The sequence below is a fragment of the Cytobacillus sp. FSL M8-0252 genome (genome assembly GCF_038007345.1).
GTDB classification, from domain to species: domain Bacteria; phylum Bacillota; class Bacilli; order Bacillales; family Cytobacillaceae; genus Cytobacillus; species Cytobacillus kochii.
In genome coordinates this window covers 3,673,340-3,700,193 of sequence record NZ_JBBOWZ010000001.1, presented here as the reverse complement: position 1 = coordinate 3,700,193, position 26,854 = coordinate 3,673,340, and the positions used below count along the sequence as shown (strand labels likewise).

Sequence of the window (26,854 nt, the reverse complement as noted above, 5' to 3'; positions counted from 1 at the left end):
GAAGCCGGTTGAACCGGTATTTTGACCCTCAAAAATAAACAGTGAGTGATGAGTGAAGTGAAATTATTGAAACAAAAAACCTTCGAGTCGGATGCTCGAAGGTTTTTTTAATTAAGCGATAGGACCGCCTTTTTCAGCGATTTCACTAGAGATATTACCGAATTTCTTGAAGTTTTCACGGAATTCATTAGCAAGTTCTTTTGCTTTTACATTATATGCATCTTGGTCTGGCCAAGTTTTGTTAGGCAATAGTACTTCATCTGGAACACCAGTTACATGTTGAGGAATTTCTAAACCGAATACTTGGTCAGTTACTGTCTCAACAGAATTTAGTTCGCCTTCTAGAGCAGCTTCAACCATTGCTCGTGTATAAGCAAGCTTCATACGGCTTCCTACACCATATTCTCCACCAGTCCAACCAGTGTTTACTAGGAATACTTTCGCGTTATGCTCGTCAATTTTTTTACCAAGCATTTCTGCATACTGTTGAGCTGGTAATGGTAAGAATGGTGATCCAAAACAAGTGGAGAAAGTCGCTTGTGGTGAAGTAATACCACGCTCAGTACCAGCCAGCTTAGAAGTGTATCCACTTAGGAAGTGATACATTGCTTGTTCTTTATTCAATTTAGAGATTGGAGGTAATACACCAGAAGCATCAGCTGTTAAGAAGATAATAGTATTCGGGTGACCTGCAATACTCGGGTCAACAATATTGTCAATTGCTTGTAATTGGTAAGCCGCACGCGTGTTTTCCGTTAGCGTATTGTCCGCATAATCTGCTACGCGTGTTTCTTTGTCTAATACAACATTCTCAAGTACAGCGCCAAAACGGATGGCATCGAAAATTTGTGGTTCTTTTTCACGTGTAAGGTCGATACACTTCGCATAGCAGCCACCTTCAATGTTGAATACTCCATTTGGAGACCAGCCATGCTCATCATCACCGATTAAACGACGGTTGGGATCAGCTGATAATGTTGTTTTACCAGTTCCGGAAAGGCCAAAGAATAAAGCAACATCACCTTCGCGGCCAACATTGGCTGAACAGTGCATAGGGAGAATTCCATTTTCAGGAAGCATGTAGTTCATAACAGAGAAAATAGATTTTTTCATCTCACCAGCATACTCAGTACCACCAATAAGTACAATACGGCGTTCGAATGAAACGATGATAAAAGTTTCTGAAGCTGTACCGTCAACTGCTGGGTCTGCTTTGAAATTAGGTGCTGAAATAACTGTAAATTCAGATTCGTGATCTAATAAATCTTCTTCTGTAGGACGAATAAACAATTGGTGTGCAAAAAGGTTATGCCAAGCATATTCATTAATTACTTGGATTGGCATACGGTGTTTTTTATCCGCACCAGCAAATCCTTTGAATACGAAAACTTCTTCTTTCTCTTTTAAGAAAGCAATCACCTTGTTGTATAAGTTATTGAAGACTGCTTCAGAAATTGGTTGGTTCACACTTCCCCAGTCAATTTTATCTTTAGAGCTTGCTTCTTCAACAGTATATTTGTCTTTAGGTGAACGACCTGTATACTTACCTGTTGTCGCGCGAATTGCACCGGTAGATGTAAGAACACCTTCGTTTCTGTTTAATACTTTTTCAACTAGTTGCGGCACAGATAATTGAACTTGGATGTTTTCGCCTTTTAGTAAATCATTTAACTCAGTTATCGATACAGAATTCATCTGATGAATACCTTCCTTTATATAATATTATTTAAGAGATATGCATCTCAGTCGCTATTTGTGATTATTTCTTCAAAAATAGTATAACACATTTATTCATTCAGTCTATACTATATAAATCATTTTTATATAATTAATGAAATTGTCACAAATACAGGCAGTATTCATTATAAATAGCTTTTGCAAATTTAAAAAGGATAATCAGCAAATTTAATGTAATTTTTATATATATTAAGGAAAAAGAACGGTATGATCTTAACTAAAATTATCCGTTATCAAAACTAAAGTTTATAGAGTCGGATATGACAATTTTTACATTGAATTGTTAATGAAAAACATTTGACTATATTCCATGTGTAAGTTATGATGAATCCTTGAACGGATACTCTCTTATCCCGAGCTGGTGGAGGGACAGGCCCTATGAAACCCAGCAACCTGCCAACTACATTTTCATGAGCAAAGGTGCTAACCTGATGCAAGGATTTATTACTCACTATCCTTGAACGATAAGAGTGAAAGGCGCGAATCATTTTGCTTCAACCTTTTCACTAAATCAGAGAAGAGGTTTTTTTTCATGCTTTTTAACATGATGTTGGCGAATACGAGGAGCGGCTTTTGGAATGTACTATTTATGTATGGGAAAAAGACCAACCATTTTATTCTCAATATTCCAAGTTAGCGCATAGGTTATTAAGGGTATGAGATAAACATTGGCCCATAAATAATGAAGATTCAAATAAGGGAATGAGTTCCGTATCAAAAATAAAGACTATAATAAAGTCTTATTGATTCGATAAATAAGGAGGAAGTCAGATGTCAACAAAACGTAGATTGTTTACTTCTGAATCAGTAACTGAAGGTCATCCGGATAAGATCAGTGACCAAATATCTGATGCAATATTAGATGCTATTTTATCACAGGACCCAAATGCGAGGGTTGCTGCGGAAACGTCTGTTACTACAGGTCTTGTATTGGTTGCAGGAGAAATCACTACATCCACATATGTAGATATTCCAAAAATCGTTCGTGAAACCATTAAGGAAATTGGTTATACACGTGCAAAATATGGCTTTGACTCTGAAACATGTGCTGTATTAACTTCTATTGATGAACAGTCAGCTGATATTGCTATGGGTGTAGACCAAGCATTAGAAGCGCGTGAAGGACAGATGACTGATGCAGAAATTGAAGCCATTGGTGCTGGAGATCAAGGTTTAATGTTTGGCTTTGCATGTAATGAAACAAAAGAGCTTATGCCATTACCTATTTCATTAGCTCATAAACTTTCTCGCCGTTTAGCTGAAGTAAGAAAAGAGGAAATCTTACCTTACCTTCGCCCAGATGGTAAAACACAAGTAACAGTAGAATATGATGAAAACAACAAACCTGTACGTATTGATACAATTGTTATCTCTACGCAGCACCATCCAGAAATTAGTTTAGAGCAAATTCAACGCAATTTAAAAGAGCATGTAATTAACCCAGTTGTTCCTACTGAATTAATTGATGAAAACACAAAATACTTCATCAACCCAACAGGTCGCTTCGTTATTGGTGGACCTCAAGGTGATGCTGGCTTAACTGGTAGAAAAATTATCGTTGACACATACGGCGGTTATGCACGTCACGGTGGTGGTGCATTCTCTGGTAAGGATGCAACGAAAGTTGACCGTTCAGCTGCTTACGCAGCTCGCTATGTAGCAAAGAATATCGTTGCTGCTGGACTAGCTGACAAAGCGGAAGTACAATTAGCATATGCAATTGGTGTTGCTCAGCCGGTATCCATCAGTATTGATACATTTGGAACTGGAGTAGTATCTGAGGATGTTTTAGTTGAAGTTGTTAGAAACAATTTTGACCTCCGTCCTGCTGGTATTATCAAAATGCTTGATTTACGCCGTCCGATTTACAAGCAAACAGCTGCTTATGGACATTTTGGTCGTACAGATATTGATTTACCTTGGGAGCGCACAGATAAAGCGGAAGAATTGCGTAAGGAAGCTTTAAAATAAATTAGAAAATTATGGCTGTAGAAAACTCCTTTAATGAGTTTTCTACAGTTTTTTTATGTGGAAAAGGGGCTATCGTTAAATTTTAATAAACGTACAATTGAGCCAAAGCGATTAGCTCGTACATCAAGAAGTGGAATAGCCAAAGATAGAAGAGTAAAAGTCGTTTTTTTAGATATTACAGTAGCAAATAAATATAATATTTTAAGCCCCCTAATAATGGACAAAAACCCTTAAGGAAACGATTTCATATAAAATTAAAATAATTGTCATCTTTTCGTCTTAAATTGAGGGTAAAGAATAAACATCCTTAAGTATATGAAGAAGTAAACATGAACATACTGCCTAGCATAAAACATTCCATTTTTTTTTCGAAAGGTGAAACTTTTTAAAATAACTTATCGTCTATACAAGGTATGGGAAAAAATACAAACTAGATGAAATAAAAAGTAGGTGACGTACATAATGTGTGGTTTTATTGGTTGTATACATGATCAAGCACAAAAAGTACAAGAAGCAGATAAGCAATTTGAGAATATGAATAACATTATTACTCATCGTGGACCAGATGATTCAGGATATTATCGTGCAGACCATATCCAATTTGGCTTCCGTCGATTAAGTATTATAGACATTGAAAGTGGTCATCAACCACTGACTTATGACAATGGTAAATACTGGATTATTTTTAATGGAGAAGTTTATAACTATGTTGAACTACGTGAGGAATTAATCAATAAAGGACTAACTTTTGAAACTAATTCGGATACTGAAGTGATTATTGCTTTGTACAGTTATTACAAGGAGAAGGCGGCAGAAAAGCTGAGAGGTATGTTTTCCTTCGTTATTTGGGATAAAGAAAAGCAAGAAGTTTTTGGAGCGAGAGATCCTTTTGGAATCAAACCATTCTATTATTTTGAAGATGGTGAAACCACTTATTTTGCCTCTGAAAAGAAAAGTATTCTGTTGGCATTAAAAAACGATGTCATTAATTATGATGCTTTGCAGTATTATATGACTTATCAATTTGTACCTGAACCGATGACAATGTCGGTGGGTATAAAGAAACTTGAGCCAGGTCATTATTTCAAGAAGAAAATCGGTGGATCTATGCATATCCAGCGTTATTGGAAAGCACATTTCCAACCTGTACAAAAAGAAGAATCTCAGTTTATTAAAGAGATTCAAGATGTTTTAACTGACTCAGTTAAAATGCATATGCGCAGTGATGTACCCGTAGGTTCGTTTTTATCCGGCGGGATTGATTCTTCTATTATTGCATCCATAGCAAAACAGTTTCACCCTAATATTAAAACGTTTTCAGTAGGTTTTGAAAGAGATGGTTTTAGTGAAGTGGATGTGGCTAAAGAAACAGCTGAAAAACTAGGTGTTGAAAATATAAGCTATATCATCTCTCCAGAAGAATATATGCAAGAAGTTCCAAAAATTATGTGGCACACGGATGATCCATTAGCGGACCCTGCTTGCGTTCCACTTTACTTTGTCGCAAGGGAAGCAAGAAAACATGTAACGGTGGTATTATCAGGCGAAGGTGCTGATGAATTGTTTGGTGGATATAATATATATCGTGAACCACAGGGTTTGGAAATTTTTAGTAAAATGCCTTCGGCAGGAAGAAAGTTATTGCGTACCCTTTCTCGAATCATGCCAGAGGGGATGAGGGGTAAGAGCTTTATTGAACGAGGAACGACGCCAATGGAAGAACGCTACATTGGCAATGCGAAAATGTTCTTAGAACATGAAAAAAGAGAATTATTGCAGGTTTATAATGAGAAGAATGATTTTAAAGATATTACCCGTCCATTATATGCTGAAAGTGCAGCCTATGATGCGGTTAATCAAATGCAGTATATTGATATTCATACTTGGATGCGCGGAGATATTCTTTTAAAAGCAGATAAAATGACGATGGCACATTCATTAGAATTGAGGGTACCATTCCTTGATAAAGAGGTCTTTAATGTGGCTTCAACCATCCCAACTCATTTAAAAACGTCTCATCAAACAACGAAATATATCCTTCGTAAGGCAGCGGAAGGTATTGTGCCAGAACATGTGTTGAATCGTAAAAAGTTAGGCTTCCCGGTCCCTATCCGTCATTGGTTAAAAGATGAGATGTATGATTGGGCGAAAACGTTAATTAAAGAAAGTCATACAGATTATTTAATTAATAAAGAGTATGTAGTAAACTTACTTGAAATGCATGCACAAGGAAAAGCAGATTATAGTAGGAAAATCTGGACGGTACTTATGTTTATTGTGTGGCATGATGTGTTTATTGAAAAGAAATATGATTTTGAAAAGCAATTTATTTCAGCAACAACAGCACACCTTTAAGTCAACAACTGTGAAAAAGAATGAAAACCCGAACTGAGTTCGGGTTTTCTTGTTGTTAAAGTAAAAAAATTCTAAATGTCTTAACTGTACTTTACTAATTTAAATAAGTAATTGCCTGCCTGCCCATTTGTTCCCAACCGGCCTGGAACTCTTTGATAGGTGCTTTCTTATTTTTTATATTAGAGAAGGGGTCATTAAAGTATATATATTGTTCATCGTATCCAGTCACTAAAACGGAATGTTCTTTATACGTAATGTCAATTACGCCGCTTGGTGTGTGCCATGTCTGAAAATAAGCATCAGGCAGTTCATTGTATTTCGTATTAATGATCACCCAGACAGGCTTCTCATTAGAGAGATGTGTTTTGATTGACGAAAAGTCATCACCAGTAAAATCATGAATCTTCTCTGGTAAATAGTTTTCTGCCAGCTCTTTAATAGGCGTATGGTAAACACCGAGACCTCGATTGTTAAAAGAGTACATATCGCCAATAAAACCGTCATTGGGGTGACCATAATAAATCTTGCCATCTTTTTTTTCAAAGGTTGCAGGGTTTTTCCTAATTTCTTTAGCTAAAGTCATTTTATCCACAGTTACGCCTGCGTGGTTGAGTAACATCGCAAGGCTTGTAACCTCACATCCGCGAGGGAGTTCTGGAAATTGTGATATGACCGGAATGTCTAATAATACTTGTTGTTTTATTTTTACGATAAATTCTTCATTGTTTGTTCCTTCCGCCCATTTGTTCTCTCGGAAAAGGGCAGCATCAGCGTGTTCCGTTGTTGCTTTCGGAGAAGGAAGAAGGAAGATTAAAATAAGAAGAAGGATAAGCAGTTGTTTAGCACCATTTTTTAGCAGTTTAATAAATAAATAAACTAACAAAATTAATGCCATTCCAATAATAAATTTCAACAATTACACCACCTAAAAAATGTCTTCCACTTATTATCGGCGATTGAGCAGAATTTATCAGAAGTTATTGCCTTTCTTTTTTTAGTGCTTTGTAATACTGCCCTTTCTCAGCATATTCTCGTATAATCCGTTCCATATCCTTTTTATCATCGTCATTTAATTCACGCACTACTTTTGCTGGACGACCAAATGCTAAAGTGTTTGGAGGGATGATTTTACCTTGAGGAACAAGACTACCTGCTCCGATAAATGAACCTTCACCAATTTCTGCTCCATCTAAGACGATAGAACCCATGCCAATTAATGCTTTTTTTCTTATTTTACAACTATGTAAGATAACTTGGTGTCCAATTGTTACTTCATCTTCCAGGATGAGTGGGTTATTAGGGCTTTGGTGAAGAACTGAATTGTCTTGTATATTCACTCTTTTTCCAATATAAGTGGGTGCAACATCACCGCGGATGACTGTATTGAACCAAACGCTTGATTCTTCGCCAATTTCTACATCACCCGTAATAGTTGTATAATCAGCAATAAATACATCATCAGCAATTTTGGGTTGTTTGTCATGAAAAGGATAAATCATTGTTATCATAGCTCCTTTTTACCTTAGTCAATTTAGAATGACTGTTTTCTAGCCATTCTGTTCTTTTTTAATATTATATCATGGAGAAATCATGAGAAATCGTGAAGATTTTCAAAAGGTAGGATATAATAAAGGGTAACAAACTTGAACGAAACAGAATTGTTTTTAGGAGGATCAGACGATGTGGAAATGGGAAGCTGAGGGTGAGGCAAAAGGTGTGATTGTGATGGTTCATGGGGCAATGGAACATCACGGCAGGTATGGTTGGTTAATAGAAATGTGGAGAGTATCAGGATTTCACGTTGTTATGGGTGACCTTCCGGGTCAAGGAATGACGACTAGATCACGAAGAGGGCATATTGATTCTTTTCAAGAGTATCTTATTGAAGTAAAGGATTGGATACAAGCTGCTTACACCTTTGATTTACCTGTTTTTCTTTTAGGTCATAGTATGGGTGGTTTAATAACAATACGCTTGTTACAAGAAGAAAGATTAAAGCTTGCGGGCGTCATTCTTTCATCTCCATGTTTAGGGCTTATGAAAAATCCACCAAAGCTACTCGAGCTTGCGTCGTATCCTTTAAATAAAATTGCTCCTACATTGAGAGTCAATTCGGGGTTAACTATTGATATGGCAACAAGGAATGCTGATGTAAGAGAAATGGATGTAAATGACACACTGTATATTACTAAAGTGTCTGTACGATGGTTTCGTGAACTACACCAAACAATCAATTTGGCATTTGAAGATATAAAAAAGGTGCAAGATGTTCCTTTACTGGTTATGCAAGGTGGGGATGACAAAATCGTTAATAAAGTTCCTGTTAAACAATGGTTCAATAAAGCTCCGTTTACTGAGAAACGTTTTAAAGAATGGCCAAAATGCTATCATGAAATCTTTAATGAGCCGGAGAGGGAAGATGTATTTGATTACGCAAAGGATTTTGTAATGAGTAGTTTGCGGTCTATCGGGTATATTGTATAGTAAAGAGTAAAGGGAGTCCATGTAATGAATGTTCCAACAATGCCGATCAGCTTAATGACAAATGCATATAAAAAAGTGATGCCTGCTGTGAATGAGGAGTTAAACAAATGGCGCAAATTGGCGGAATCAATCCCCAATGATGAATTAAAGTCACAAGCACTTTCTAGCATAAAAAATAAAACCTTTCATTGTGAGGGTGGGGCCATCATGTCACTTTTGGCCGTTGATGACTATCGTCAAGTCATAACGTTTATTGTTGCCTATCAAACCATTAGTGATTACTTAGATAATTTATGTGATAGAAGTACATCGATGGACCCTAAAGATTTTACGGCAATACATGAAGCGATGCGTCACTCATTGTTAATCGATGAGCAGTTACCTAAGGTGAATTATTATCGTTATCGGGATGACCAGGAGGATGGTGGCTATCTGTTAGCATTAGTGATGACTTGCCGTAAAGTTTTAGCTTCTATGGAAAATTATTCATTGATTAAAACTTATTTGACAGAGCTTTGTCGTTATTATTGTGATTTGCAAATACATAAACATGTGGCAATTGAGGAAAGAGTTTCTCGCCTGCAAAGTTGGCATAAAGAACATCAAGATATCATCCCACCTATGAGCTGGTATGAATTTTCTGCTTGTTCGGGTTCTACACTCGGTATTTTTTGCTTAGTTGCTTATGCAACGAGAAGGGACTATAAGGAAAGTTACGGGGAGATTATACGTAATGGGTATTTTCCATATATACAAGGTCTGCACATTTTATTAGACTATTACATTGATCAAGAGGAAGATAAGGAAGCAGGAGATTTAAACTTTTGCTTTTATTATGAAGATGAAAAAGAATTATTTGAGCGCATACGTTATTTTGTAAAGTGTGCAGATGAGCATACGGACAAGCTTCCTCATAAACGATTTCACCTTTTAATTAATCGAGGATTATTAGGGTTATACTTATCGGATGAAAAAGTCGGGAGAGGACAACAAATGAAAAAACTAGCAAGAAAGATGATTAAATCTGGTGGATTCTCAAGCCTCTTTTTTTATATTAATGGTCGTGCCTATCGCGCATTAAAAAGTAGGCAGGGGGTTGTGCGTTCATGAATCGCACGGTTAATAGCTTAAAATCATGTCTAACGATAAAATTTGCAGAATAAAGTTCTCCAGCCCATAAAACTTGTCATCATCGTGGAACATTAGTAAGGGGCTTCTAGCTCAATAAATCGGAATCAATCCAGAAAACAAAAGAAAAGCAGGAACAGGATACTCTAACTCGGCAAACTCTGATTCGTAAGCAATGCATCGATTCAACCATTAAGAAAAGGCTACAAGTAGACTAGGATAACTCAGATTCGATTCAAACAAAAGTAAACGAGAATAAAAAAAACAAGAACAAATTTGTTCTTGTCTGTTCGGGAGTGTTTCTTTGTCTTAACTTACCTTTTCTCAATCGCAACAATAAAAGGTGGACGGTTAGCTTGGTTAATGAATTGATATTGCAAAATATGAGCAGTATTTTGATCAATGGTTTTCAAGTAACGCAAAATATAGTCACGCTCAACAGCACCTTCTGGATGGCCGTGATAAATCACCAAAATAATGATGCCTTCAGGTGCCATCATATCAATTAACTGTTCAATCGCGGAAATGGTTGTTCTCGGTCTTGTGACAATCGTTTTGTCTCCACCAGGTAAGTACCCGAGATTAAAAACAGCGCCAGTGATACGGCCGAAATGGATTGGTGGAATGCAAGCAGTCACATGCTCATGACCACGATTGAATAGAACAGTACGATTAGAAAGTTCATGTTCATCAAGTTTTATTTGGGTAGACTGTATGGCTTCATCTTGGATATCGAATCCATATACTCTGCCATGTTCGCCAACGAGCTGAGCTAAAAATAATGTGTCATGTCCATTTCCAAGTGTAGCATCAACCACGACGTCTCCTGGTGCAATTGCTTTCTGTAGTAGTTCTCTCGCAAATGGTAGAATACGTTCTAGCTTCAAGAGCTCACCTCCTCGGTAAATGGTTGATAATATTTACCTTGCCAGCTATCTCTTTGCTTCAGTTCATGATCAATGCCATTTAGCACATCCCATTTATTCACACTCCACATAGGACCAATCATAAGGTCGATGGGACCATCGCCAGTGATGCGATGAACAATCATCTCTTTAGGTAAAATCTCTAATTGGTCACAAACTAACTGAATGTATTCATCTCGGCTAAGGAATGAAACCATTCCCTTTTCATATTGCTTAACCATCGGTGTTCCTTTTAATAGATGTAATAAGTGTATTTTAATTCCTTGTACATCTAATTTTGCAACCTCTTGTGCTGTTTCCATCATCATTTCAGGTGACTCTTCAGGTAAACCATTAATGATATGAGAACAGACACGTATATCATGTTGACGAAGTTTCTTTACTCCTTCTTTATAGCAATCATAATCATGTGCACGATTAATTAATTGGGCTGTTTTTTCATGAACGGTTTGTAGGCCTAATTCAACCCATAAGTATGTTCTTTTATTAAGGTCAGCTAAATAATCTATGACATCATCTGGTAAACAATCAGGCCTTGTGGCAATAGATAAGCCAACAACCCCTTCTTGTTTTAAAACAAATTCATACTTTTCTTTTAGTACTTCAACAGGTGCATGGGTATTTGTGAATGCCTGAAAATAGGCGATGTATTTTCCGTTTTTCCATTTCTTATGCATACTATCCTTGATTTTAATAAATTGTACGTCTAATGGTTCTGCACGATTACCGGCAAAATCACCTGATCCTGCTGCGCTGCAAAATGTACAGCCACCATGAGCGACAGTACCATCCCGATTAGGACAATCGAAGCCTCCATCCAAAGCAACTTTAAAGACCTTGTGCCCGAAATGTTTTTTTAAATGAAAGTTCCATGTATGATAACGTTTTTGATCATTTGTATATGGAAATTGAGTCAGTAAATCCAAAGTCAGCCCTCCTAAAGTCACCACTGTGACAAATTCAATATTATCATGAAAGAAATCATCAACTCAATTACACATTGATAACATTTCAATTAGTAGAAATCGAACACTCGGTAAATACTATCATTGAGGCGTATTTGCTTCGTACATTTCATTAAAAAAGAGGGGGAAGGCTTTTATGGCAACCCGTGATTCCGTACAACAATTAATGCAACAATGTGAAGAAGTCATTGAATTTGCTAACATGCAGTTTAAAGATGGGCAAATGCAAGAACATTATAACGATCAAGACTATGCTAAAGCGCTTGCTCATATCGAACAAGCCTACAATGATTTGATGACGATGTCTCATAGTGCTACAGATGCGCAGAGGGAAGAACTTCATCGAATGAGATTACAGCTACAGCAGTTACAAAATCAAATGATCATTACTCCCCATTAAGAGGTGAATAACAATTGGTTAGAAAAAAGTCAAAACAAAACAATCCAGAGCAAAAAACAAGAAATGGTATCAATAACCAAGAGGTAGAATTCGGTAGTGCCAATGTGATCCCACGATCTAAAAAGAAATATGAGGAAACAGGTGGGCAACCCGTTAAATCTAAATTTCATCCAGAATAAATAATATGTATTTAGTAAATGATCTGTACACAAGCAATTCTCGTGGAGTTTGCTTGTGTATGGTTATGATAAATTTAAAAATATTTCTGTATATTTCATACATAAATTCATCCATTCCTTCCGTTTATGCTTAGATTCAAGAGTAATTATTCATTTATATGTATAGATTAGATAGATGTCTAAATCTGTCACAAAATTAGTATTGAATCCATCATAAAAAACGAATAGAATTTATTTTGGAATTCGAAATGGAATGAAATGAATAGAATTTGAAAGGGGTATGGATGATGCCTCGAGCTTTGTGGTTATTAGTAATTGGAATGGCTGTTAATGTAACAGGTTCCTCTTTTTTATGGCCTTTAAACACCATTTATATGCATGAAGAATTAGGAAAGTCTTTATCGATTGCCGGCATTGTTTTAATGATCAATTCAGCAGCAACAGTCATAGGCAATCTAGTTGGTGGTGTGCTCTTTGATAAATTAGGTGGCTATCGTTCGATCTTATTAGGCATAGTCATTTCGTTATCTTCACTCATTATTATGGTCTTTAAACATGGATGGCCGGAATACATTGTATTATTGACGATTTTAGGTTTTGGCTCAGGGATCGTGTTTCCTTCTATGTATGCATTGGCAGGAAGTGTATGGAAAGAGGGCGGCAGAAAAGCGTTTAATGCGATGTATGTAGCGACAAATCTAGGTGTAGCATTAGGTGCAGCAATGGCAGGGTATATAGCTTCATTTTCTTTCAATTATATCTTTATCGCTAATTGTCTAATGTATATCCTGTTTTTCTTGATAGCTATTACTAGCTATCGAAAAATGGAAGTAAAGTCTGTTAGTCAACCAAATGATATAAAAACAGCACAAAAATTTCGCGGTAATCCTAAATTAAACGCTTTATTCGTTTTATTAATCGGTTATCTATTATGTTGTATTGGCTATGTGCAATGGCAATCGACTATCTCAGCATATACTCAACAAATTGGGATTTCTTTAAAACAATACAGTATGCTATGGACAATAAATGGCGCCATGATTGTACTTGCGCAACCATTAATTAGTCTTCTAGTTAAAAGAATAAAATCATTAAAAGTACAAATTATTATTGGTATTTTTATTTTTGCTATTTCTTTTGCTGTTGTAGGAAATGCAGTTGCCTTTTCCGGCTTTGTCACAGCAATGATTATTTTAACCATTGGGGAAATGCTCGTATGGCCAGCGGTACCTACAATTGCTAATGACTTAGCACCTAAAGGTAAAGAAGGGTTCTATCAAGGGATTGTTAACAGTGTCTCTACAGGAGGAAGAATGATTGGGCCATTACTTGGGGGCGTACTCGTGGATGTATACGGTGTGAAGATGCTTTTCGGTATATTAATGGCATTACTGCTCATCTCCGTATATACAACAGTTGTTTATGATAAGAAGCTTAAAAAGAAAAAAGTTTTGCCAGCTATACCTTCATAAAAAGCGAGCCCCATAGATAAAAAATCCAGGGGCTCTCTACTTAACCATTCAGATAATATCCTGGTAATGATGTGATTGAACTTCATCTAGAAAAATGACTTTATGAAAGAAACTTTTCAAGATCAACCAACGAGCGGGATAGGCCTCGATAAAACTTTCAATGACTTTTTCGGAGTAGAGTATCAGGCAATCTAACTTCGGTTTGGTTTGTTTTAAATCATAATATAAGGCATGTGGAATGGTGTAGTAATCATGTAATTGATAAGGATTTAATTTAATGGTTTTCATTTGGTTATTTTCAATGAACGTCTGGATGGATTGCTTCTGAACTTCAAGGCTTTCATCTAGCGTTTTATAATCATTCATAATCCACTTTTCATTAATAAAAGCGATACCTTTCATAATATGAAATCACCTTTCCTTATTTTTTACTATAGTTATGGGCAAAATAAGGAAGAGTAATACATGGATTAAAAAATTGACACGTTTTCATTTTTCTTGAATAGCTTATACTTATCTATAGTAACTTGTGAAAGCCTACTTGCATCAACCATTGAAATTGATTACAATGTCAATATGAATATTTTATAACTGCAATGATGAGGAATAGTAATGCTAGGAAGCCTGATATTAGAGAGCTAGCGGTTGGTGTAAGCTAGTCAGCTCCTTTCATGAACTCACCTACTGAGCAGCAAGTGTGAAAATGACAGTAATGCTTGCCGTACTCCGCGTTAAGGATGAATGAAGTGAACAGTTAACCGTAAACTGTTAATGTGGGTGGTACCGCGGGAGATATACATAATCCTCTCGTCCCTTTTTGAGGGATGAGGGGTTTTTTTATACTTAAAAACGTAGCATTTTTAGGAGGAAAGAAGATGAGCTTTAATCATCAGCAAATTGAAGGTAAGTGGCAACACTATTGGGAAGAACAAAAAACATTTAAAACGGGTGAAGAAAAAGGGAAGAGAAAGTTCTATGCGTTAGATATGTTTCCTTATCCGTCTGGTGTAGGTTTACACGTAGGACACCCTGAAGGATATACAGCAACAGATATTCTTGCCCGTATGAAAAGAATGCAAGGGTATAATGTTCTTCACCCAATGGGATGGGATGCATTTGGTTTACCTGCTGAACAATATGCCCTTGATACAGGGAATGACCCAGCTGAATTTACCGAGAAAAACATTAATACATTCCGCCGTCAAATTAAATCATTAGGATTTTCTTATGACTGGGATCGTGAAATTAACACAACAGATCCGGAATATTATAAATGGACGCAATGGATTTTCTTAAAGCTTTATGAAAAAGGTCTTGCTTATATCGATGAAGTAGCAGTGAACTGGTGTCCTGCACTTGGAACTGTGCTAGCTAATGAAGAGGTAATTGATGGGAAAAGTGAACGTGGAGGCCATCCTGTTGAAAGAAGACCGATGCGCCAATGGATGTTAAAAATAACAGCTTATGCTGACCGTTTACTAGAAGATCTTGATTTACTTGATTGGCCAGAAAGCTTGAAGGATATGCAGCGCAACTGGATTGGTCGTTCTGAAGGTGCTGAAGTGACTTTCCATATCGAAGGTGACAAAGGTACGTTTGAAGTGTTTACGACACGCCCAGACACATTATTTGGTGCGACATATGCTGTCCTTGCCCCAGAGCATAAACTAGTTGATGTAATTACAACAGAAGAGCAACGTAATGCAGTTGAGACTTATATTGAAAAAGTTAAAACAAAGAGTGATTTAGAAAGAACAGATTTAGCCAAAGAAAAAACAGGTGTATTCACAGGTGCTTATGCAATTAACCCTGCTAACGGTGAAAAAATGCCAATCTGGATTGCTGATTATGTGCTTGCTTCATATGGTACAGGTGCCATTATGGCTGTTCCAGCTCATGACGAGCGTGATTATGATTTCGCGAAAGAATTTAACTTGACTATTAAAGAAGTCGTAGCTGGTGGAGATATTTCTAAAGAAGCTTATGCGGGTGAAGGAGAACATATTAATTCTGATTTCTTAAATGGCTTAGGTAAAGAAGAAGCAATTACAAAAATGATCGCTTGGCTAGAAGAGAAAGAGATTGGGACGAAAAAAGTGACGTATCGCTTACGTGATTGGTTATTTAGTCGTCAAAGATATTGGGGTGAACCGATTCCTGTTATTCATTGGGAAGATGGTACAATGACGGGAGTTCCTTACGAAGAGTTACCGTTAATTTTACCAACAACAACGGAGATTAAGCCATCTGGTACAGGTGAATCACCGTTAGCTAATATTGAAGAGTGGGTTAATGTTATTGACCCTGAAACAGGTAAAAAAGGTCGCCGTGAAACCAACACGATGCCACAATGGGCAGGTAGCTGCTGGTACTATTTACGTTATATTGATCCGAAAAACAGTGAGGCATTAGCTGATGCCGAAAAATTAAAAGAGTGGTTACCGGTTGATATTTATATTGGTGGCGCTGAACATGCGGTTCTTCACTTATTATATGCTCGTTTCTGGCATAAAGTATTATACGATATAGGTGTAGTTGATACGAAAGAACCATTCCAAAAATTATTTAACCAAGGCATGATTCTTGGGGAAAATAATGAAAAAATGAGTAAGTCAAAAGGGAATGTTGTTAATCCTGATGCCGTTGTAGAAAGCCATGGAGCGGATACGCTTCGTTTATATGAAATGTTTATGGGACCACTTGATGCCTCAATTGCCTGGTCTACAAATGGATTAGATGGCTCTAGACGATTCTTAGACCGTATTTGGCGTTTAATTGCTGAAGAAGATCATACATTAAGCAACAAAGTGCAGGATGTAGAAGTGTCTCAACTGGAAAAAGTGTATCATCAGACAGTCAAAAAAGTAACAGAGGACTTTGAAGGTTTGCGCTTCAATACAGCAATTTCACAAATGATGGTTTTCGTCAATGAAGCCTACAAAGCTGATATTCTTCCAAAGGCTTATGCAGAAGGGTTCGTAAAAATGTTGGCTCCAATTGCTCCACATATTGCTGAAGAACTATGGGAGATACTTGGTCACACAGGAACCATTTCTTATGAAGCTTGGCCAGCATATGACGAAGCGAAAATGACAGATGATGAAGTGGAGATCGTTATCCAAATCAATGGTAAAGTGAAGGCTAAATTAATGGTACCCGTTGATGTACAAAAGGATGTGCTAGAACAAATTGCCATGGAAGATGATAAAATCAAAGAACAAATTGATGGCAAAACAGTAAGAAAAGTAATTGCTGTTCCTGGGAAGCTAGTGAATATTGTCGCTAATTAAGATTATTTAGGAAAAGAGGTAGCTTAATGAAAAGAGCTATCCTTTCCCTATGAGACTGTAATATTCGCATTTCGATCAACACTTCTTTAGAATAAAGATAATGATAATGGAAAGGGTGGTTGATGATGACTGAAATGAAAGAAATCACAACAGAAGAATTACTGAAAAAGATAGAAGCTGGAGAACAGCTTGAACTTGTAGATGTAAGGGAAGATGACGAAGTAGCTCAAGGAATTATTCCTGGTGCGAAGCATATTAGAATGGGCACAATTCCTGAAAACCTAGATAAGTTTGATAAAGACAAAGAGTATATTATGATTTGCCGTTCAGGGAATCGTAGTGGACAAGTTTGTCGTTTTATGCAAGAACAAGGCTATCAAGTGACCAATATGGTCGGGGGTATGCTTGAGTGGGAAGGCGAAACAAAATAATTGGTACTTATGAAGAAGACCTCTTTTTAGGAGGTCTTCTTTTTTTGTGTGCCAGGCATGTTCATTAACTTGGCGGTGAAAGTCCGCTATGGGCGTTGGGATATGCGAACCATTAGCTGAAGGCAAGGGTGTCCATGGCGACGTGGAATCTGAAGGAAGCCCTAGGCAAATCCTTGGTCTGAGGTACACGAATCACATTTGAGGTTTCCATTCCTGGATGAGTTTGCAAAACAAAACAAAGTCCAAAATATCCCCGGATGGGATGGGAATAAATGTGACAGATATATGAGGAGAAAGTGAATGAACTTACCCTGGGAGATCTCTTAATCCCCTTAATAGGAATCTATTTAGCGATAAATAACTGAATTAAGAGAAGTCAGCAGAAGTCATAGTACCAACCTAACGGTTGAGAAGGACTGAACGAAAGGAGAGAACATGTTAGAGCTATTTACAAAGGGACGATGAAACAGAAACCGATTGGGTTTCAAGGGGAGCCTTGGACGGAATCCAGGAGATTCTTTTGAAATGTAGAGTTACCTTTGTACAAACTTGACGACATGGGACCAATATGGAAACTAATGATAATTTAATTCGAAGAATTATAAGCCCAGATAATCTAAACCTAGCTTTTGTGAAGGTGAAAAGGAATAAAGGGGCAGCAGGAGTCGATGCGAAAGATATAGAAGCGACCCGTCTTCACCTTAAAGAACAGGGACAAGAAATTATAAGGCTTATACAGGACGGAAAGTACAAGCCCCAACCAGTACGAAGAGTCGAAATCCCTAAACCAGATGGAGGGAAAAGAAAACTAGGAATTCCTACGGTAGCGGATCGAGTCATCCAACAAGCCATGGTCCAAGTCTTGACACCCATTTTTGATAGACTATTCAATCCGAACAGCTATGGTTTCAGACCGAACAAAAGTGCACATCAAGCTATTGAACAGGCAAGGACATACATCGAAGATGGATATCAATTCGTTGTGGACATTGACCTTGAGAAATTCTTTGATAAAGTTCACCATGATAAACTCATGTCCCTAATTTCAAAAACAATTGAGGATAAACCGACCTTAAAGCTAATCCGACGATACTTACAAGCGGGTATTATGGAGAATGGGCTAGTTACAGTAAATAGAGAAGGGACTCCACAAGGAGGTCCATTAAGCCCTCTTCTTAGTAACATTATGTTAAATGAGCTTGATAAAGAATTGGAGAAGCGTGGACATAAGTTTGTTCGCTATGCGGATGATTGCAACATATACGTCAAGAGCCATAAAGCGGGAGAACGAGTGAAACAAGGTATTATGGACTTTATTGAGAAGAAATTAAAACTGAAGGTGAATGAGGGGAAAAGTGCAGTGGAAAAGCCAGTGGCACGTATATTCTTAGGGATGAGTTTTTACTCTTCGAGCAACACCACCCGAGTATACGTGCCAAAGAAATCGAAAAAGAGACTCGAGGAAAAGCTTAAAAAGTTAACGAACCGCAACTGGGGAATAGCCATGGAATACCGAATTCTTAAAATCAATCAATTAATCCAAGGGTGGGGCAACTACTTCAAAATAGCTGACATCAAGAAATATGCTGGAAAGATAGACGGGCATATTAGGAGAAGGCTACGTGCCTGCCGTTGGAAAGAGTGGAAGAAAGTCAGGACCAAATTTAGGAACCTGACGAGATTGGGAATCAAGAAAGGTAAGGCGTGGCAATATGCAAACTCCCGTAAGGGATACTGGAGAAATTCCAAGAGTCCTGCCTTGGACCAAGCCATGAACAATAGATATTGGCTTCAACAAGGATTAAAACAATTAACAAACATTATTACATAAACTTTCGAACCGCCGTATACCGAACGGTACGTACGGTGGTGTGAGAGGTCGGGGGTTAATCACCCCCTCCTACTCGATTGTTATCGTATAACCATTAGTATGTAAGAATCACGAGTTGTTTACATAACTTTCAGTTTGCTTTTACAATATGCCAAATTTGTCATGAAATGTGTTGATCAATTGAATATTATCTAACACGGTGGGTTTCTCAGAGTTGTGTGGGCATTTTTGTTTAGCTCTCACCAAATTTTTTGAGCTGAGCTTGTTTTCAGGCTTTAGTAATGATCATTAGATGATTGATTTTCTCAGCAACTTCTCTTGTATTTGTGATTGGTAAGAAATGATAGCCATTATTAATGTGGTGGACTTCTGTTTTAGGGTGCTCTTTTATAAAGGCTGTCAGTTTGGTCTTACTAATTTCATCGAGGTTTAAATCAGCTATTAATAATTGCAAGGGAATATCACATTTACTTAAATAATAGGATGAATCCGTATGGATTTGTTGTATGAGACGATTTACGGCCTTTTCATCACTATGATGCCTATACTCATCCCCTGTTAGGATAAAATTGTTCTTCAAATAAGAAAATAGCACTTCACTTGTTTCGTACGTTAACCTGCTCATTTGTTGGCAATGTTCTTTTATCGCAGGGATAAAATCATCCTTATGGATGATGGGATGCTGAATGTCTTCGCTGGGCCTTTCATTTATTGGATAGTAACCGCCATCTAATAAGGTAAGACTTAATACCTCCTTTGGATATGTACCGTAATATTTTTGAATAATCCATGCACCAATAGAGTTCCCGATAAAATGGGCTTCACTTATTTCCAGTTGATTTAATACTTGATGAATGCCTTATAGATAATTAGTAAGAGACATATCAACTTCACCGTTGTGTCCAGGCAAATCAAATGAAATGATACGATGGCCACTTAACACACTGCCAAGAGAGGAGAAAATTTCCTTTCTTTCACCAAGAGGTGGAAGAGCGATTATCGCTTCCTTGCTTACGCTTGTGCCACCATAAATTGCGTATTGCATATTTACACCACCTGTTAACAATTTACTCTATTATAGGTATAATATTATAAAAATTCAATTTATTTACTTCAGACGATCGTTCAAATGGATGCGAAAGGAGAAAGAATGAGTAAAAAAATCATTCCTTTTTTATCGGTAATTGTTCTATTATTTTTGTCCATGGGTGTATATCAATTTTATCTTTCTCAGAAAAAGCTGGAGTTTAATGAGATCGTACTGATATCGGAGGAAAATCTACAGTCCATCATTATAGCAACTAGTGAAACAACAGAAACTGTATCTTTAAATAAGGACGATTATGATAAGCAACTAAAAGAAATTCGCTCACTTTTGGCAGATATTGAATTAAAAAGATATCATCGCACAGCATCTAAAGAACTGTATAGAATTGGTTTTGTAACGAAAACAGCTGGAAAAAGTGTTAGCGTATATGATGAAGCAATCGCCATTCACTACAAAAACAAAAAACCTACTTTTTATAGAGTCCTAAATAAAGAACCACTCACACAAATCATCGATATCCTATTATCAGAAAATAAATAAAAGAGTTTTAAAAACCCTCCAATATACCACCACCCTTCATTTCTTTTGCTATGATGTGAATCTATTCTTAGAAAAGGGAGTGAGTTGATGGTTCTGAAGGTAAAAGAATTGTCCGTTAGTTATGGAGAGAAAACGGTAGTTGATAAGATTAGTTTCTCCCTTCAAAAAGGAGAGGTACTCGGAATACTAGGAGAAAATGGCGCAGGAAAGACATCGTTGATAGAAGCTGTGCTAGGAATTAGGCCTGCTGTTTATAAGGAAGTCGCTATATTAGGACAATCTCCAATTCATAATAGAAAGCAAGTTTTTGAGAAAGTGGGTGTGCAATTTCAGGAATCGCATTTTCCAGATAAAATGACCGTTTCTGAAGCATGTCAGCAATGGAGTGTGTTATACAAGGCAACCGCGCCATATCAATTTTTATTGACCAAATTTGGCCTACAAGATAAGGAGAAATCATTAGTTAAATCATTGTCAGGCGGTGAAAAGCAAAGATTAGCGGTGTTATTAGCATTGTTACCCAACCCAGAATTAGTCTTTCTAGACGAATTGACTACAGGTTTAGATACGAAAGCAAGAAAAAAATTGTGGCAAACGCTAAGAAATTATAAGCGTGAGGGATTATCTATTATCCTTACCTCTCACTATATGGATGAAGTTGAAGCACTTTGCGACCGCATTATGATTTTAAAGGGCGGACATATCATATGCGAAGGAACGATAGCAGAAGTGATCAATTATTCAGGACAAGCTTCGTTGGAAGCTGCCTATTTAACTTTAACAGATGAAGAGGGGGAAGGATGATGACATTCTATACTTTAACAAAAATAGAAGCGAAACTCGTTTGGAGAGGTTTAGATATACTGATCTTCGGTATCATTTTTCCAATCATTGTTGCCTTATTATTTGGTTATATTATGAATAATGAACTGTTTACCCAAGGAAATACTATGTTCCTCCATTCTTATCCGGCAGTTGTAACTATTAGTATATTAGCTACAGGTGTAATGGGACTGCCCCTTACCATTGCTGATTACCGTCATCGCCATATTTTAAAAAGGTTTCAGGTGACCCCAGCTTCGCCTTTAACTTTGCTTTGTGCGCAGGCATTGGTTCAGTTTATTGCCTCTATGTTGTCTTTCCTAGGGGTGACTGCGGTATATCTTTTTGTTTTCAATTATGAAATGGCTGGTTCCTTTGGTTTGTTTCTTTGTAGTTATTTATTTGTTTTAATGGCTATGTATAGCATTGGCATACTCATCGGGAGTATTGTTCCAGATCAAAAAGCAGCGAATTTATGGGGGTCGTTAGCCTATTTCGGCATGCTTCTTTTTTCAGGTGCTACTATACCTTTTGAGATTTTTCCACAAATTTTACAGAATGTCTTTGCATTCCTTCCTTTATCACAAGGTATTCAGTTGCTTAAGGAAGTAAGTTTAGGCGGAGTTCTAAGCGACATGATTTTTCCAATAGTGACAATGATGGCTTGTGTATTCATTAGTGGATTCCTTTCGATTAAATATTTTAGATGGAAGTAGTGAGATATCTTGGTTTATTCAACTAAAGAAATCGCTGATAGTATGGGCGTTCATCCTAATACTGTGAGAGTTTACGAGGAATGGGGATATCTTTCCCCTGCTCCTCGTGCTGATAATGGATACAGACAATATGATGACATACATCTTTTTCAATTAAAAATAGCGAGGTTCGCTTTTCGGTGTGAAATCATTCAAGGCAGTATTCGTAAAAATGCAAGAGAGATTGTGCTCCTTAGTGGTCAGAAGCAATTTCTGAAAGCGTACGAGCAGGCTGAAAAGCATTTACTGCATTTAACCAAGGAATATGAAAGAGCGGTTGAAGCAGCTGAGATTGCAGAGAGTTGGTTATATTCACCTAAGGAAATACAAAGTGAAGGATTGTCCAGACAACAAGTAGCTGAAAAAATTCAACTTCATCCAGAGCTAATAAGAAATTGGGAAAGAAACGGATTAATTACTATTCCTCGTAATGAAAAGGGGTATCGTGTTTTTACAGAAAAGGAAATTAATATGCTAAAGGTGATTCGAGTATTAAGGATGGCTCATTATTCTTATGCATCTATTTTACGCCTAGTCCAACAAGCAAAAATGGCTCATCCAATTCATGTCAGAAAGGTATTGAACATATCAGAAAATCAGGAGGATATTGTATATGTTACTGATCGCTTATTAATGTCTTTAAAAGAAGCAATCGCAGATACAAAAAAGATTCTTACCATGTTAAGAGAAAAAAATGACGGAGATTAATCAATTTTTTCTACGTCTACGATATTTATTCTCCCAGGATAAGACTCTAAAATGCTTGTATACCAAATGCGAACTTGATCCCCTGAATCGAATGAGTGGTAATCAAGCAAAAATGTCGGTCCATTTGGTATATAGTCAGGTTGATAGGTCGTGTTAGATGATGCCTCTTCATTTATCTGGACAGTGGGCCGTTTTTCTTCGTCGATAAAGTAAATCATGCCTTTTTCTTTTATCAAAATGGCGTCGATAAAACCAGCACCATTGTATTTAGTAATTGAATTACTGATATCTCCAATTACCCACAAGCCATAAAGACAAATGGTAGTTAAAAGTATTCGTTTAACGAAGCTCATTTCATCACCTCCTACCTATGTATATATTATGAATTTTCTGTTAATAATAAATAAAAATACTTATTCCCATGAAGGGAGTTTTCATCAAATGATCAAGGTAAAGTTATTCGACCAAGAGCATGAAAAAGATTTAGAGGTTGCGATGAACCGTTTTTTAGAAAAGGTGGAAGAACAAAAGCTTGTTGATATTAAGTATAATATTGCTGCGATGCAAGAAGAGGATGAAGAGCAAATTTACTGTTTTTCGGCGATGGTCATTTATAGAGCGTAACTACTTTTACTTATCAAGTAGTTACGCTTTTACATAGAGCCGCATTACTGCCAGCTAAACGTCCAGTTACAAGGGCTGAGGTAATATTGTAGCCACCGGTATAGCCATGAATATCAAGAATTTCTCCGCAGAAATATAAACCAGCCATTTTTTTTGACGCCATTGTTTGTGGTTCAATTTCTTTAACAGAAACGCCGCCACCAGTTACAAAGGCCTTTTCTAATGGTAATGTCCCATCGATTTCAACACGGAAATCATGTAGACGGCTAACGAATAAACGTAGCAGTTCATTCGTGATACTCACTGCTTGTGCCGTCGGATCAATACCCACTTCTTCTAAATGGAAGAGAAGATATCTCTCTGGAACGATCCCTTTTAGCAAGTTTTTGATACTCTTTTTTGGCTCTGATTTTTTTAGTGATATGATCTCTTGGAAGGTTTTCTCGCCATTTTGCCCAGGTAAGGCATTGATGCGTACGTTTACCTTTTTTAGCTTCCATTTTTTCATGGCTTTGACAACGAATTGACTACATCTTAAAATCGCAGGACCACTCAGTCCGAAATGGGTGAATATCATATCCATTTGATGTGTAATCAACGGCTTGTCTTTAGGGTTCAATACACTTACTTCTACATCGCGTAAAGAGAGTCCTTGTAGCGCTTTGTTCTTAATAAATAATTCACTTGACGTTAACGGGACTTCTGTAGGGAATAAGTCTGTAATCGTATGTCCAGCTTTATCTGCCCAACCATAGCCATCTCCTGTAGATCCTGTATGAGGAACAGATTTGCCTCCCACTGCTAGCACAACTGCTTTTGCATGAAACTGTTCACCGGAATGTAATTGGACTGTATGGCTTTTCTCCGGTTGGAATTGAATATCAGCAGCAGGACTATTTGTTTTTATCGTTACTTTCAATTCGTCTAGTCGCATAAGTAGTGCATCGACAACGGATTGTGCTTTATTACTTACTGGGAACATTCTACCGTGGTCTTCTTCTTTCAAAGCAATGCCTAGGTCCTCGAAAAAACGGATGATATCTTCATTACTAAAAATAGAAAAGGCGCTATGTAGAAAGCGACCGTTACCAGGAATATGTTTAATGATTTCATCGATTGGGAGTCGATTAGTCACGTTACAACGACCACCACCTGAAATCGCCAGTTTTCTACCTAATTTATTGCCTTTATCAATAAGTAATACTTTTGCTTTATTCTCTGCAGCACCAATGGCAGCCATTAGTCCAGATGGTCCACCGCCAATGACAATGACATCATATTGTGTTTGTTTCATTTTCTTCACCAACTTTTTCCCTTTCAATGAAAATAGCATACCTTTGCTATTATAAAGCAAAAGATAAAACATCTAAACATCTTCTTAAAAAATCATCAAGAATGAAAAGGGTCTTCTGAGATAAAAATATGTCTATTATTGTCGTAACATATGGTAGAATGAGAAGTTGTATAGTTTAATTTTGCGAATGATAGAAAACACCACGCTTTTGGTAGCGCTTGGACAATAGAGGAAGGGATTATATGTCGTCTAAGCTTTTACGAGGAACATTTATTTTAACTCTTGGTACATTCATATCTAAGTTTCTTGGATTATTTTATGTGATTCCATTTTATCAAATCGTTGGAAACGAAGGAACAATCCTTTATAACTATTCTTATGTACCATACACAATCTTTATCAGTGTGGCGACTGCGGGTGTACCGCTTGCCGTCTCAAAGTTTATTTCAAAGTATAACGCATTAGAGGAGTATGCAGTTGGTAGGAAGCTATTCAAATCCGGTTTAATTATTATGCTTTGTAGCGGAATTGTCTGTTTCTTAATCATGTATATGGGAGCGCCTACTCTAGCAAAGATTTTTGTGGACCCAGAAGATGTAGCAATGCTACAAGATATTGTCTCCGTTATTCGAGCGGTCAGCTTTGCCTTAATCATTATTCCGTTTATGAGCTTAATTCGCGGATTCTTCCAAGGTCATCAATCCATGGGACCTTCAGCCGTATCTCAGGTCGTTGAACAAATTGTACGAATTGCCTTTCTACTTGCTGGGGCATTTGTCGTCCTTTATGTAATGGATGGCGATTTAGTTACAGCAGTCAGTGTAGCTACTTTTGCAGCCTTCATAGGTGGTATCGGTAGTTTAGCTGTTTTGTTTATTTATTGGTACAAAAGAAAGCCTTATTTAGATCAATTATTAGCTAAAGATAAAGGTACAATGGATATCTCTCTTACAGATATGTATAAAGAAATCATTCTTTATTCGATTCCGTTTGTCCTTGTCGCATTGGTTAATCCGTTATTCCAAATGATTGATTTATCAACATTTAATAAAGCGATGCAATCGATAGGATACTCTGGTAAAGAAGCAGGAGAAGCCCTTTCCGTATTGAACTATCAAACGCATAAATTAGTGATGATTCCTGTTACGTTAGCAACAGCATTTTCATTAACACTTGTGCCAACGATTACGAATTCCTTTATGAAAAATGATCGCTTGACGATGAATCGTCAGTTGAATCAAACGTTTCAAGTGATCTTGTTTTTAATTTTACCGGCAGTTGTTGGTCTTGCACTACTGGCAGAACCAGTATACACATTGTTCTATGAGCATAGTGAGTTAGGTACCGCTGTACTTCGAGCTTATGCCCCAGTGGCGATGTTATTTGCCCTTTATGCAGTGACAGCTGCTATTCTACAAGGGATCAATGAGCAGCGCTTTACCATTCTTAGTTTATTAGTAGGAATTTTAGTTAAGCTTGCATTAAATATACCCCTGATTAAGTGGTTAGAAACAGAGGGAGCAGTTCTAGCAACAGCACTTGGTTATGCTGTGGCGATCTTGATTAACTTAATTGTCATTAAAATATTCTCAGGCTATCAATTTAGATTAGTATTCAGACGCAGTTTATTAATTGTCATTCTTACGTTGGTTATGACGGTTATTACTTGGCTATTGTATCAAATGCTAATGATTTTCTTAGATCCAACATCCGGATGGCATGCAATAATGATTGTTTTTATTTGTGGAGGAGTAGGTGCAAGTGTATACTTCTATCTTGCAAATAGGATTCGTCTATTGCCCTTATTATTCGGAGACAGAATCGAGCGGATTTTAATTAAATTGAAGTTGAAGAAATAGTAATTTTTTTAGGCACCCGGCGTATGTATACTGGG

The 26,854-nt window shown here is 37.1% G+C and carries 26 protein-coding genes, 1 riboswitch and 1 other annotated feature; of the genes, 16 read left to right on the top strand and 10 right to left on the bottom strand.

What is annotated here, in order from left to right; genetic code table 11:
• Window positions 1-111: 111 nt before the first annotated feature.
• Entirely contained in the window at window positions 112-1,695 is a 1,584-nt protein-coding gene (gene pckA, locus MKX83_RS18505; RefSeq protein ID WP_095372164.1) for a phosphoenolpyruvate carboxykinase (ATP), read from the bottom strand.
• A 387-nt stretch (window positions 1,696-2,082) separates the two neighbouring features.
• Window positions 2,083-2,208, top strand: a riboswitch (SAM riboswitch).
• 300 nt (window positions 2,209-2,508) lie between these two features.
• On the opposite strand from pckA, the gene metK reads away from it, so the two are divergent.
• Together metK and asnB are read left to right on the top strand one after the other, a co-directional pair.
• Entirely contained in the window at window positions 2,509-3,708 is a 1,200-nt protein-coding gene (metK, locus tag MKX83_RS18500) for a methionine adenosyltransferase (RefSeq protein ID WP_095372165.1), read from the top strand.
• A gap of 462 nt (window positions 3,709-4,170) precedes the next feature.
• Window positions 4,171-6,063 (top strand): asparagine synthase (glutamine-hydrolyzing), encoded by a 1,893-nt coding sequence (asnB, locus tag MKX83_RS18495; RefSeq protein ID WP_341056968.1) that lies wholly within the window; start codon window positions 4,171-4,173, stop codon window positions 6,061-6,063.
• A gap of 94 nt (window positions 6,064-6,157) precedes the next feature.
• On the opposite strand, the gene MKX83_RS18490 is transcribed toward asnB, so the two are convergent.
• Together MKX83_RS18490 and MKX83_RS18485 are read right to left on the bottom strand one after the other, a co-directional pair.
• The gene (locus MKX83_RS18490) at window positions 6,158-6,976 is read right to left on the bottom strand and encodes a C39 family peptidase (RefSeq protein WP_233435206.1); all 819 of its coding nucleotides are present in this window, start codon (window positions 6,974-6,976) and stop codon (window positions 6,158-6,160) included.
• Between the two features lie 64 nt (window positions 6,977-7,040).
• Window positions 7,041-7,562, bottom strand: coding sequence for a gamma carbonic anhydrase (locus tag MKX83_RS18485; protein WP_307316660.1), 522 nt, complete (start codon window positions 7,560-7,562; stop codon window positions 7,041-7,043).
• A gap of 181 nt (window positions 7,563-7,743) precedes the next feature.
• Between MKX83_RS18485 and MKX83_RS18480 the strand changes: the two genes are divergently transcribed.
• Entirely contained in the window at window positions 7,744-8,547 is an 804-nt protein-coding gene (locus tag MKX83_RS18480) for an alpha/beta hydrolase (protein ID WP_095372168.1), read from the top strand.
• Window positions 8,548-8,571: 24 nt separating this feature from the next.
• Window positions 8,572-9,657: a tetraprenyl-beta-curcumene synthase family protein gene (locus MKX83_RS18475; RefSeq protein ID WP_095372169.1), complete on the top strand. Its 1,086-nt coding sequence runs from the start codon at window positions 8,572-8,574 to the stop codon at window positions 9,655-9,657.
• A 332-nt stretch (window positions 9,658-9,989) separates the two neighbouring features.
• Here the strand turns inward: MKX83_RS18475 and MKX83_RS18470 are convergent, their stop codons facing one another.
• Together MKX83_RS18470 and MKX83_RS18465 are read right to left on the bottom strand one after the other, a co-directional pair.
• A complete protein-coding gene (locus MKX83_RS18470) occupies window positions 9,990-10,562 on the bottom strand; it encodes a class I SAM-dependent methyltransferase (RefSeq protein ID WP_095372170.1) in 573 nt (190 codons plus the stop codon).
• Window positions 10,559-11,527 carry a TIGR01212 family radical SAM protein gene (locus MKX83_RS18465; protein WP_095372171.1) on the bottom strand — a complete coding sequence of 323 codons (969 nt, stop codon included), beginning with the start codon at window positions 11,525-11,527 and terminating at the stop codon, window positions 10,559-10,561. Before MKX83_RS18465 ends, MKX83_RS18470 begins: the two co-directional genes overlap by 4 nt.
• A 175-nt stretch (window positions 11,528-11,702) precedes the next feature.
• On the opposite strand from MKX83_RS18465, the gene MKX83_RS18460 reads away from it, so the two are divergent.
• From MKX83_RS18460 to MKX83_RS18450, 3 genes are all read left to right on the top strand, one after another.
• Complete coding sequence (locus MKX83_RS18460; RefSeq protein ID WP_095372172.1) at window positions 11,703-11,966, top strand: YtzC family protein; 264 nt, start codon at window positions 11,703-11,705, stop codon at window positions 11,964-11,966.
• A gap of 14 nt (window positions 11,967-11,980) precedes the next feature.
• Window positions 11,981-12,145, top strand: coding sequence for a glycogen biosynthesis protein GlgD (locus MKX83_RS18455; RefSeq protein WP_095372173.1), 165 nt, complete (start codon window positions 11,981-11,983; stop codon window positions 12,143-12,145).
• A 287-nt stretch (window positions 12,146-12,432) separates the two neighbouring features.
• Window positions 12,433-13,617 (top strand): MDR family MFS transporter, encoded by a 1,185-nt coding sequence (locus MKX83_RS18450; protein WP_341056959.1) that lies wholly within the window; start codon window positions 12,433-12,435, stop codon window positions 13,615-13,617.
• A gap of 48 nt (window positions 13,618-13,665) precedes the next feature.
• On the opposite strand, the gene MKX83_RS18445 is transcribed toward MKX83_RS18450, so the two are convergent.
• A complete protein-coding gene (locus MKX83_RS18445; RefSeq protein ID WP_191809793.1) occupies window positions 13,666-14,019 on the bottom strand; it encodes a hypothetical protein in 354 nt (117 codons plus the stop codon).
• Window positions 14,020-14,204: 185 nt separating this feature from the next.
• Window positions 14,205-14,435: a binding site (T-box leader), on the top strand.
• Between the two features lie 57 nt (window positions 14,436-14,492).
• Between MKX83_RS18445 and leuS the strand changes: the two genes are divergently transcribed.
• The 3 genes from leuS (at window position 14,493) to ltrA (ending at window position 19,169) form a co-directional block, all read left to right on the top strand.
• Window positions 14,493-16,907 (top strand): leucine--tRNA ligase, encoded by a 2,415-nt coding sequence (gene leuS, locus MKX83_RS18440; RefSeq protein WP_341056957.1) that lies wholly within the window; start codon window positions 14,493-14,495, stop codon window positions 16,905-16,907.
• A 125-nt stretch (window positions 16,908-17,032) separates the two neighbouring features.
• Window positions 17,033-17,338, top strand: a complete 306-nt coding sequence (locus MKX83_RS18435) for a rhodanese-like domain-containing protein (protein WP_095372177.1) — start codon at window positions 17,033-17,035, stop codon at window positions 17,336-17,338.
• A 568-nt stretch (window positions 17,339-17,906) separates the two neighbouring features.
• Entirely contained in the window at window positions 17,907-19,169 is a 1,263-nt protein-coding gene (gene ltrA / locus MKX83_RS18430) for a group II intron reverse transcriptase/maturase (protein ID WP_341054110.1), read from the top strand.
• A gap of 268 nt (window positions 19,170-19,437) precedes the next feature.
• On the opposite strand, the gene MKX83_RS18425 is transcribed toward ltrA, so the two are convergent.
• Window positions 19,438-19,794 carry a hypothetical protein gene (locus MKX83_RS18425; protein ID WP_095372178.1) on the bottom strand — a complete coding sequence of 119 codons (357 nt, stop codon included), beginning with the start codon at window positions 19,792-19,794 and terminating at the stop codon, window positions 19,438-19,440.
• Window positions 19,795-20,028: 234 nt separating this feature from the next.
• On the bottom strand, window positions 20,029-20,214 hold the full coding sequence (locus MKX83_RS18420; RefSeq protein ID WP_095372179.1) for a hypothetical protein: 186 nt from the start codon (window positions 20,212-20,214) through the stop codon (window positions 20,029-20,031).
• Between the two features lie 105 nt (window positions 20,215-20,319).
• Here MKX83_RS18420 and MKX83_RS18415 point away from each other — a divergent pair, with 105 nt between their 5' ends.
• The 4 genes from MKX83_RS18415 (at window position 20,320) to MKX83_RS18400 (ending at window position 23,042) form a co-directional block, all read left to right on the top strand.
• On the top strand, window positions 20,320-20,757 hold the full coding sequence (locus MKX83_RS18415) for a hypothetical protein (protein ID WP_341051827.1): 438 nt from the start codon (window positions 20,320-20,322) through the stop codon (window positions 20,755-20,757).
• Window positions 20,758-20,844: 87 nt separating this feature from the next.
• Window positions 20,845-21,561, top strand: coding sequence for an ABC transporter ATP-binding protein (locus tag MKX83_RS18410; protein WP_307316675.1), 717 nt, complete (start codon window positions 20,845-20,847; stop codon window positions 21,559-21,561).
• Window positions 21,561-22,295 (top strand): ABC transporter permease, encoded by a 735-nt coding sequence (locus tag MKX83_RS18405; protein WP_233435207.1) that lies wholly within the window; start codon window positions 21,561-21,563, stop codon window positions 22,293-22,295. The genes MKX83_RS18410 and MKX83_RS18405 overlap by 1 nt, the downstream gene beginning before the upstream one ends.
• A gap of 9 nt (window positions 22,296-22,304) precedes the next feature.
• Window positions 22,305-23,042, top strand: coding sequence for a MerR family transcriptional regulator (locus MKX83_RS18400; protein WP_340975993.1), 738 nt, complete (start codon window positions 22,305-22,307; stop codon window positions 23,040-23,042).
• Here the strand turns inward: MKX83_RS18400 and MKX83_RS18395 are convergent.
• Window positions 23,039-23,395, bottom strand: coding sequence for a DUF3221 domain-containing protein (locus tag MKX83_RS18395; RefSeq protein WP_095372183.1), 357 nt, complete (start codon window positions 23,393-23,395; stop codon window positions 23,039-23,041). The genes MKX83_RS18400 and MKX83_RS18395 overlap by 4 nt on opposite strands.
• An 88-nt stretch (window positions 23,396-23,483) precedes the next feature.
• Between MKX83_RS18395 and MKX83_RS18390 the strand changes: the two genes are divergently transcribed.
• Window positions 23,484-23,666, top strand: a complete 183-nt coding sequence (locus MKX83_RS18390; protein WP_095372184.1) for a sporulation protein Cse60 — start codon at window positions 23,484-23,486, stop codon at window positions 23,664-23,666.
• Between the two features lie 13 nt (window positions 23,667-23,679).
• Here MKX83_RS18390 and MKX83_RS18385 read toward each other — a convergent pair whose 3' ends face one another.
• Window positions 23,680-24,960 (bottom strand): NAD(P)/FAD-dependent oxidoreductase, encoded by a 1,281-nt coding sequence (locus MKX83_RS18385; RefSeq protein ID WP_341058646.1) that lies wholly within the window; start codon window positions 24,958-24,960, stop codon window positions 23,680-23,682.
• Between the two features lie 242 nt (window positions 24,961-25,202).
• On the opposite strand from MKX83_RS18385, the gene MKX83_RS18380 reads away from it, so the two are divergent.
• Window positions 25,203-26,819, top strand: coding sequence for a putative polysaccharide biosynthesis protein (locus tag MKX83_RS18380; RefSeq protein ID WP_095372185.1), 1,617 nt, complete (start codon window positions 25,203-25,205; stop codon window positions 26,817-26,819).
• The last annotated feature ends 35 nt before the right edge of the window (window positions 26,820-26,854 follow it).

Coding starts and splice junctions, on each gene's coding strand:
- MKX83_RS18485 (WP_307316660.1), bottom strand. CDS start 7,562: ATGATTTATCCTTTTCATGACAAACAACCCAAAATTGCTGATGATGTA.
- MKX83_RS18380 (WP_095372185.1), top strand. CDS start 25,203: ATGTCGTCTAAGCTTTTACGAGGAACATTTATTTTAACTCTTGGTACA.
- MKX83_RS18405 (WP_233435207.1), top strand. CDS start 21,561: ATGACATTCTATACTTTAACAAAAATAGAAGCGAAACTCGTTTGGAGA.
- MKX83_RS18445 (WP_191809793.1), bottom strand. CDS start 14,019: ATGAAAGGTATCGCTTTTATTAATGAAAAGTGGATTATGAATGATTAT.
- MKX83_RS18420 (WP_095372179.1), bottom strand. CDS start 20,214: ATGCAATACGCAATTTATGGTGGCACAAGCGTAAGCAAGGAAGCGATA.
- MKX83_RS18460 (WP_095372172.1), top strand. CDS start 11,703: ATGGCAACCCGTGATTCCGTACAACAATTAATGCAACAATGTGAAGAA.
- MKX83_RS18435 (WP_095372177.1), top strand. CDS start 17,033: ATGACTGAAATGAAAGAAATCACAACAGAAGAATTACTGAAAAAGATA.
- MKX83_RS18410 (WP_307316675.1), top strand. CDS start 20,845: ATGGTTCTGAAGGTAAAAGAATTGTCCGTTAGTTATGGAGAGAAAACG.
- leuS (WP_341056957.1), top strand. CDS start 14,493: ATGAGCTTTAATCATCAGCAAATTGAAGGTAAGTGGCAACACTATTGG.
- MKX83_RS18450 (WP_341056959.1), top strand. CDS start 12,433: ATGCCTCGAGCTTTGTGGTTATTAGTAATTGGAATGGCTGTTAATGTA.
- MKX83_RS18425 (WP_095372178.1), bottom strand. CDS start 19,794: ATGAGCAGGTTAACGTACGAAACAAGTGAAGTGCTATTTTCTTATTTG.
- ltrA (WP_341054110.1), top strand. CDS start 17,907: ATGGAAACTAATGATAATTTAATTCGAAGAATTATAAGCCCAGATAAT.
- MKX83_RS18480 (WP_095372168.1), top strand. CDS start 7,744: ATGTGGAAATGGGAAGCTGAGGGTGAGGCAAAAGGTGTGATTGTGATG.
- MKX83_RS18395 (WP_095372183.1), bottom strand. CDS start 23,395: ATGAGCTTCGTTAAACGAATACTTTTAACTACCATTTGTCTTTATGGC.
- MKX83_RS18390 (WP_095372184.1), top strand. CDS start 23,484: ATGATCAAGGTAAAGTTATTCGACCAAGAGCATGAAAAAGATTTAGAG.
- MKX83_RS18385 (WP_341058646.1), bottom strand. CDS start 24,960: ATGAAACAAACACAATATGATGTCATTGTCATTGGCGGTGGACCATCT.
- MKX83_RS18475 (WP_095372169.1), top strand. CDS start 8,572: ATGAATGTTCCAACAATGCCGATCAGCTTAATGACAAATGCATATAAA.
- MKX83_RS18415 (WP_341051827.1), top strand. CDS start 20,320: ATGAGTAAAAAAATCATTCCTTTTTTATCGGTAATTGTTCTATTATTT.
- pckA (WP_095372164.1), bottom strand. CDS start 1,695: ATGAATTCTGTATCGATAACTGAGTTAAATGATTTACTAAAAGGCGAA.
- metK (WP_095372165.1), top strand. CDS start 2,509: ATGTCAACAAAACGTAGATTGTTTACTTCTGAATCAGTAACTGAAGGT.
- asnB (WP_341056968.1), top strand. CDS start 4,171: ATGTGTGGTTTTATTGGTTGTATACATGATCAAGCACAAAAAGTACAA.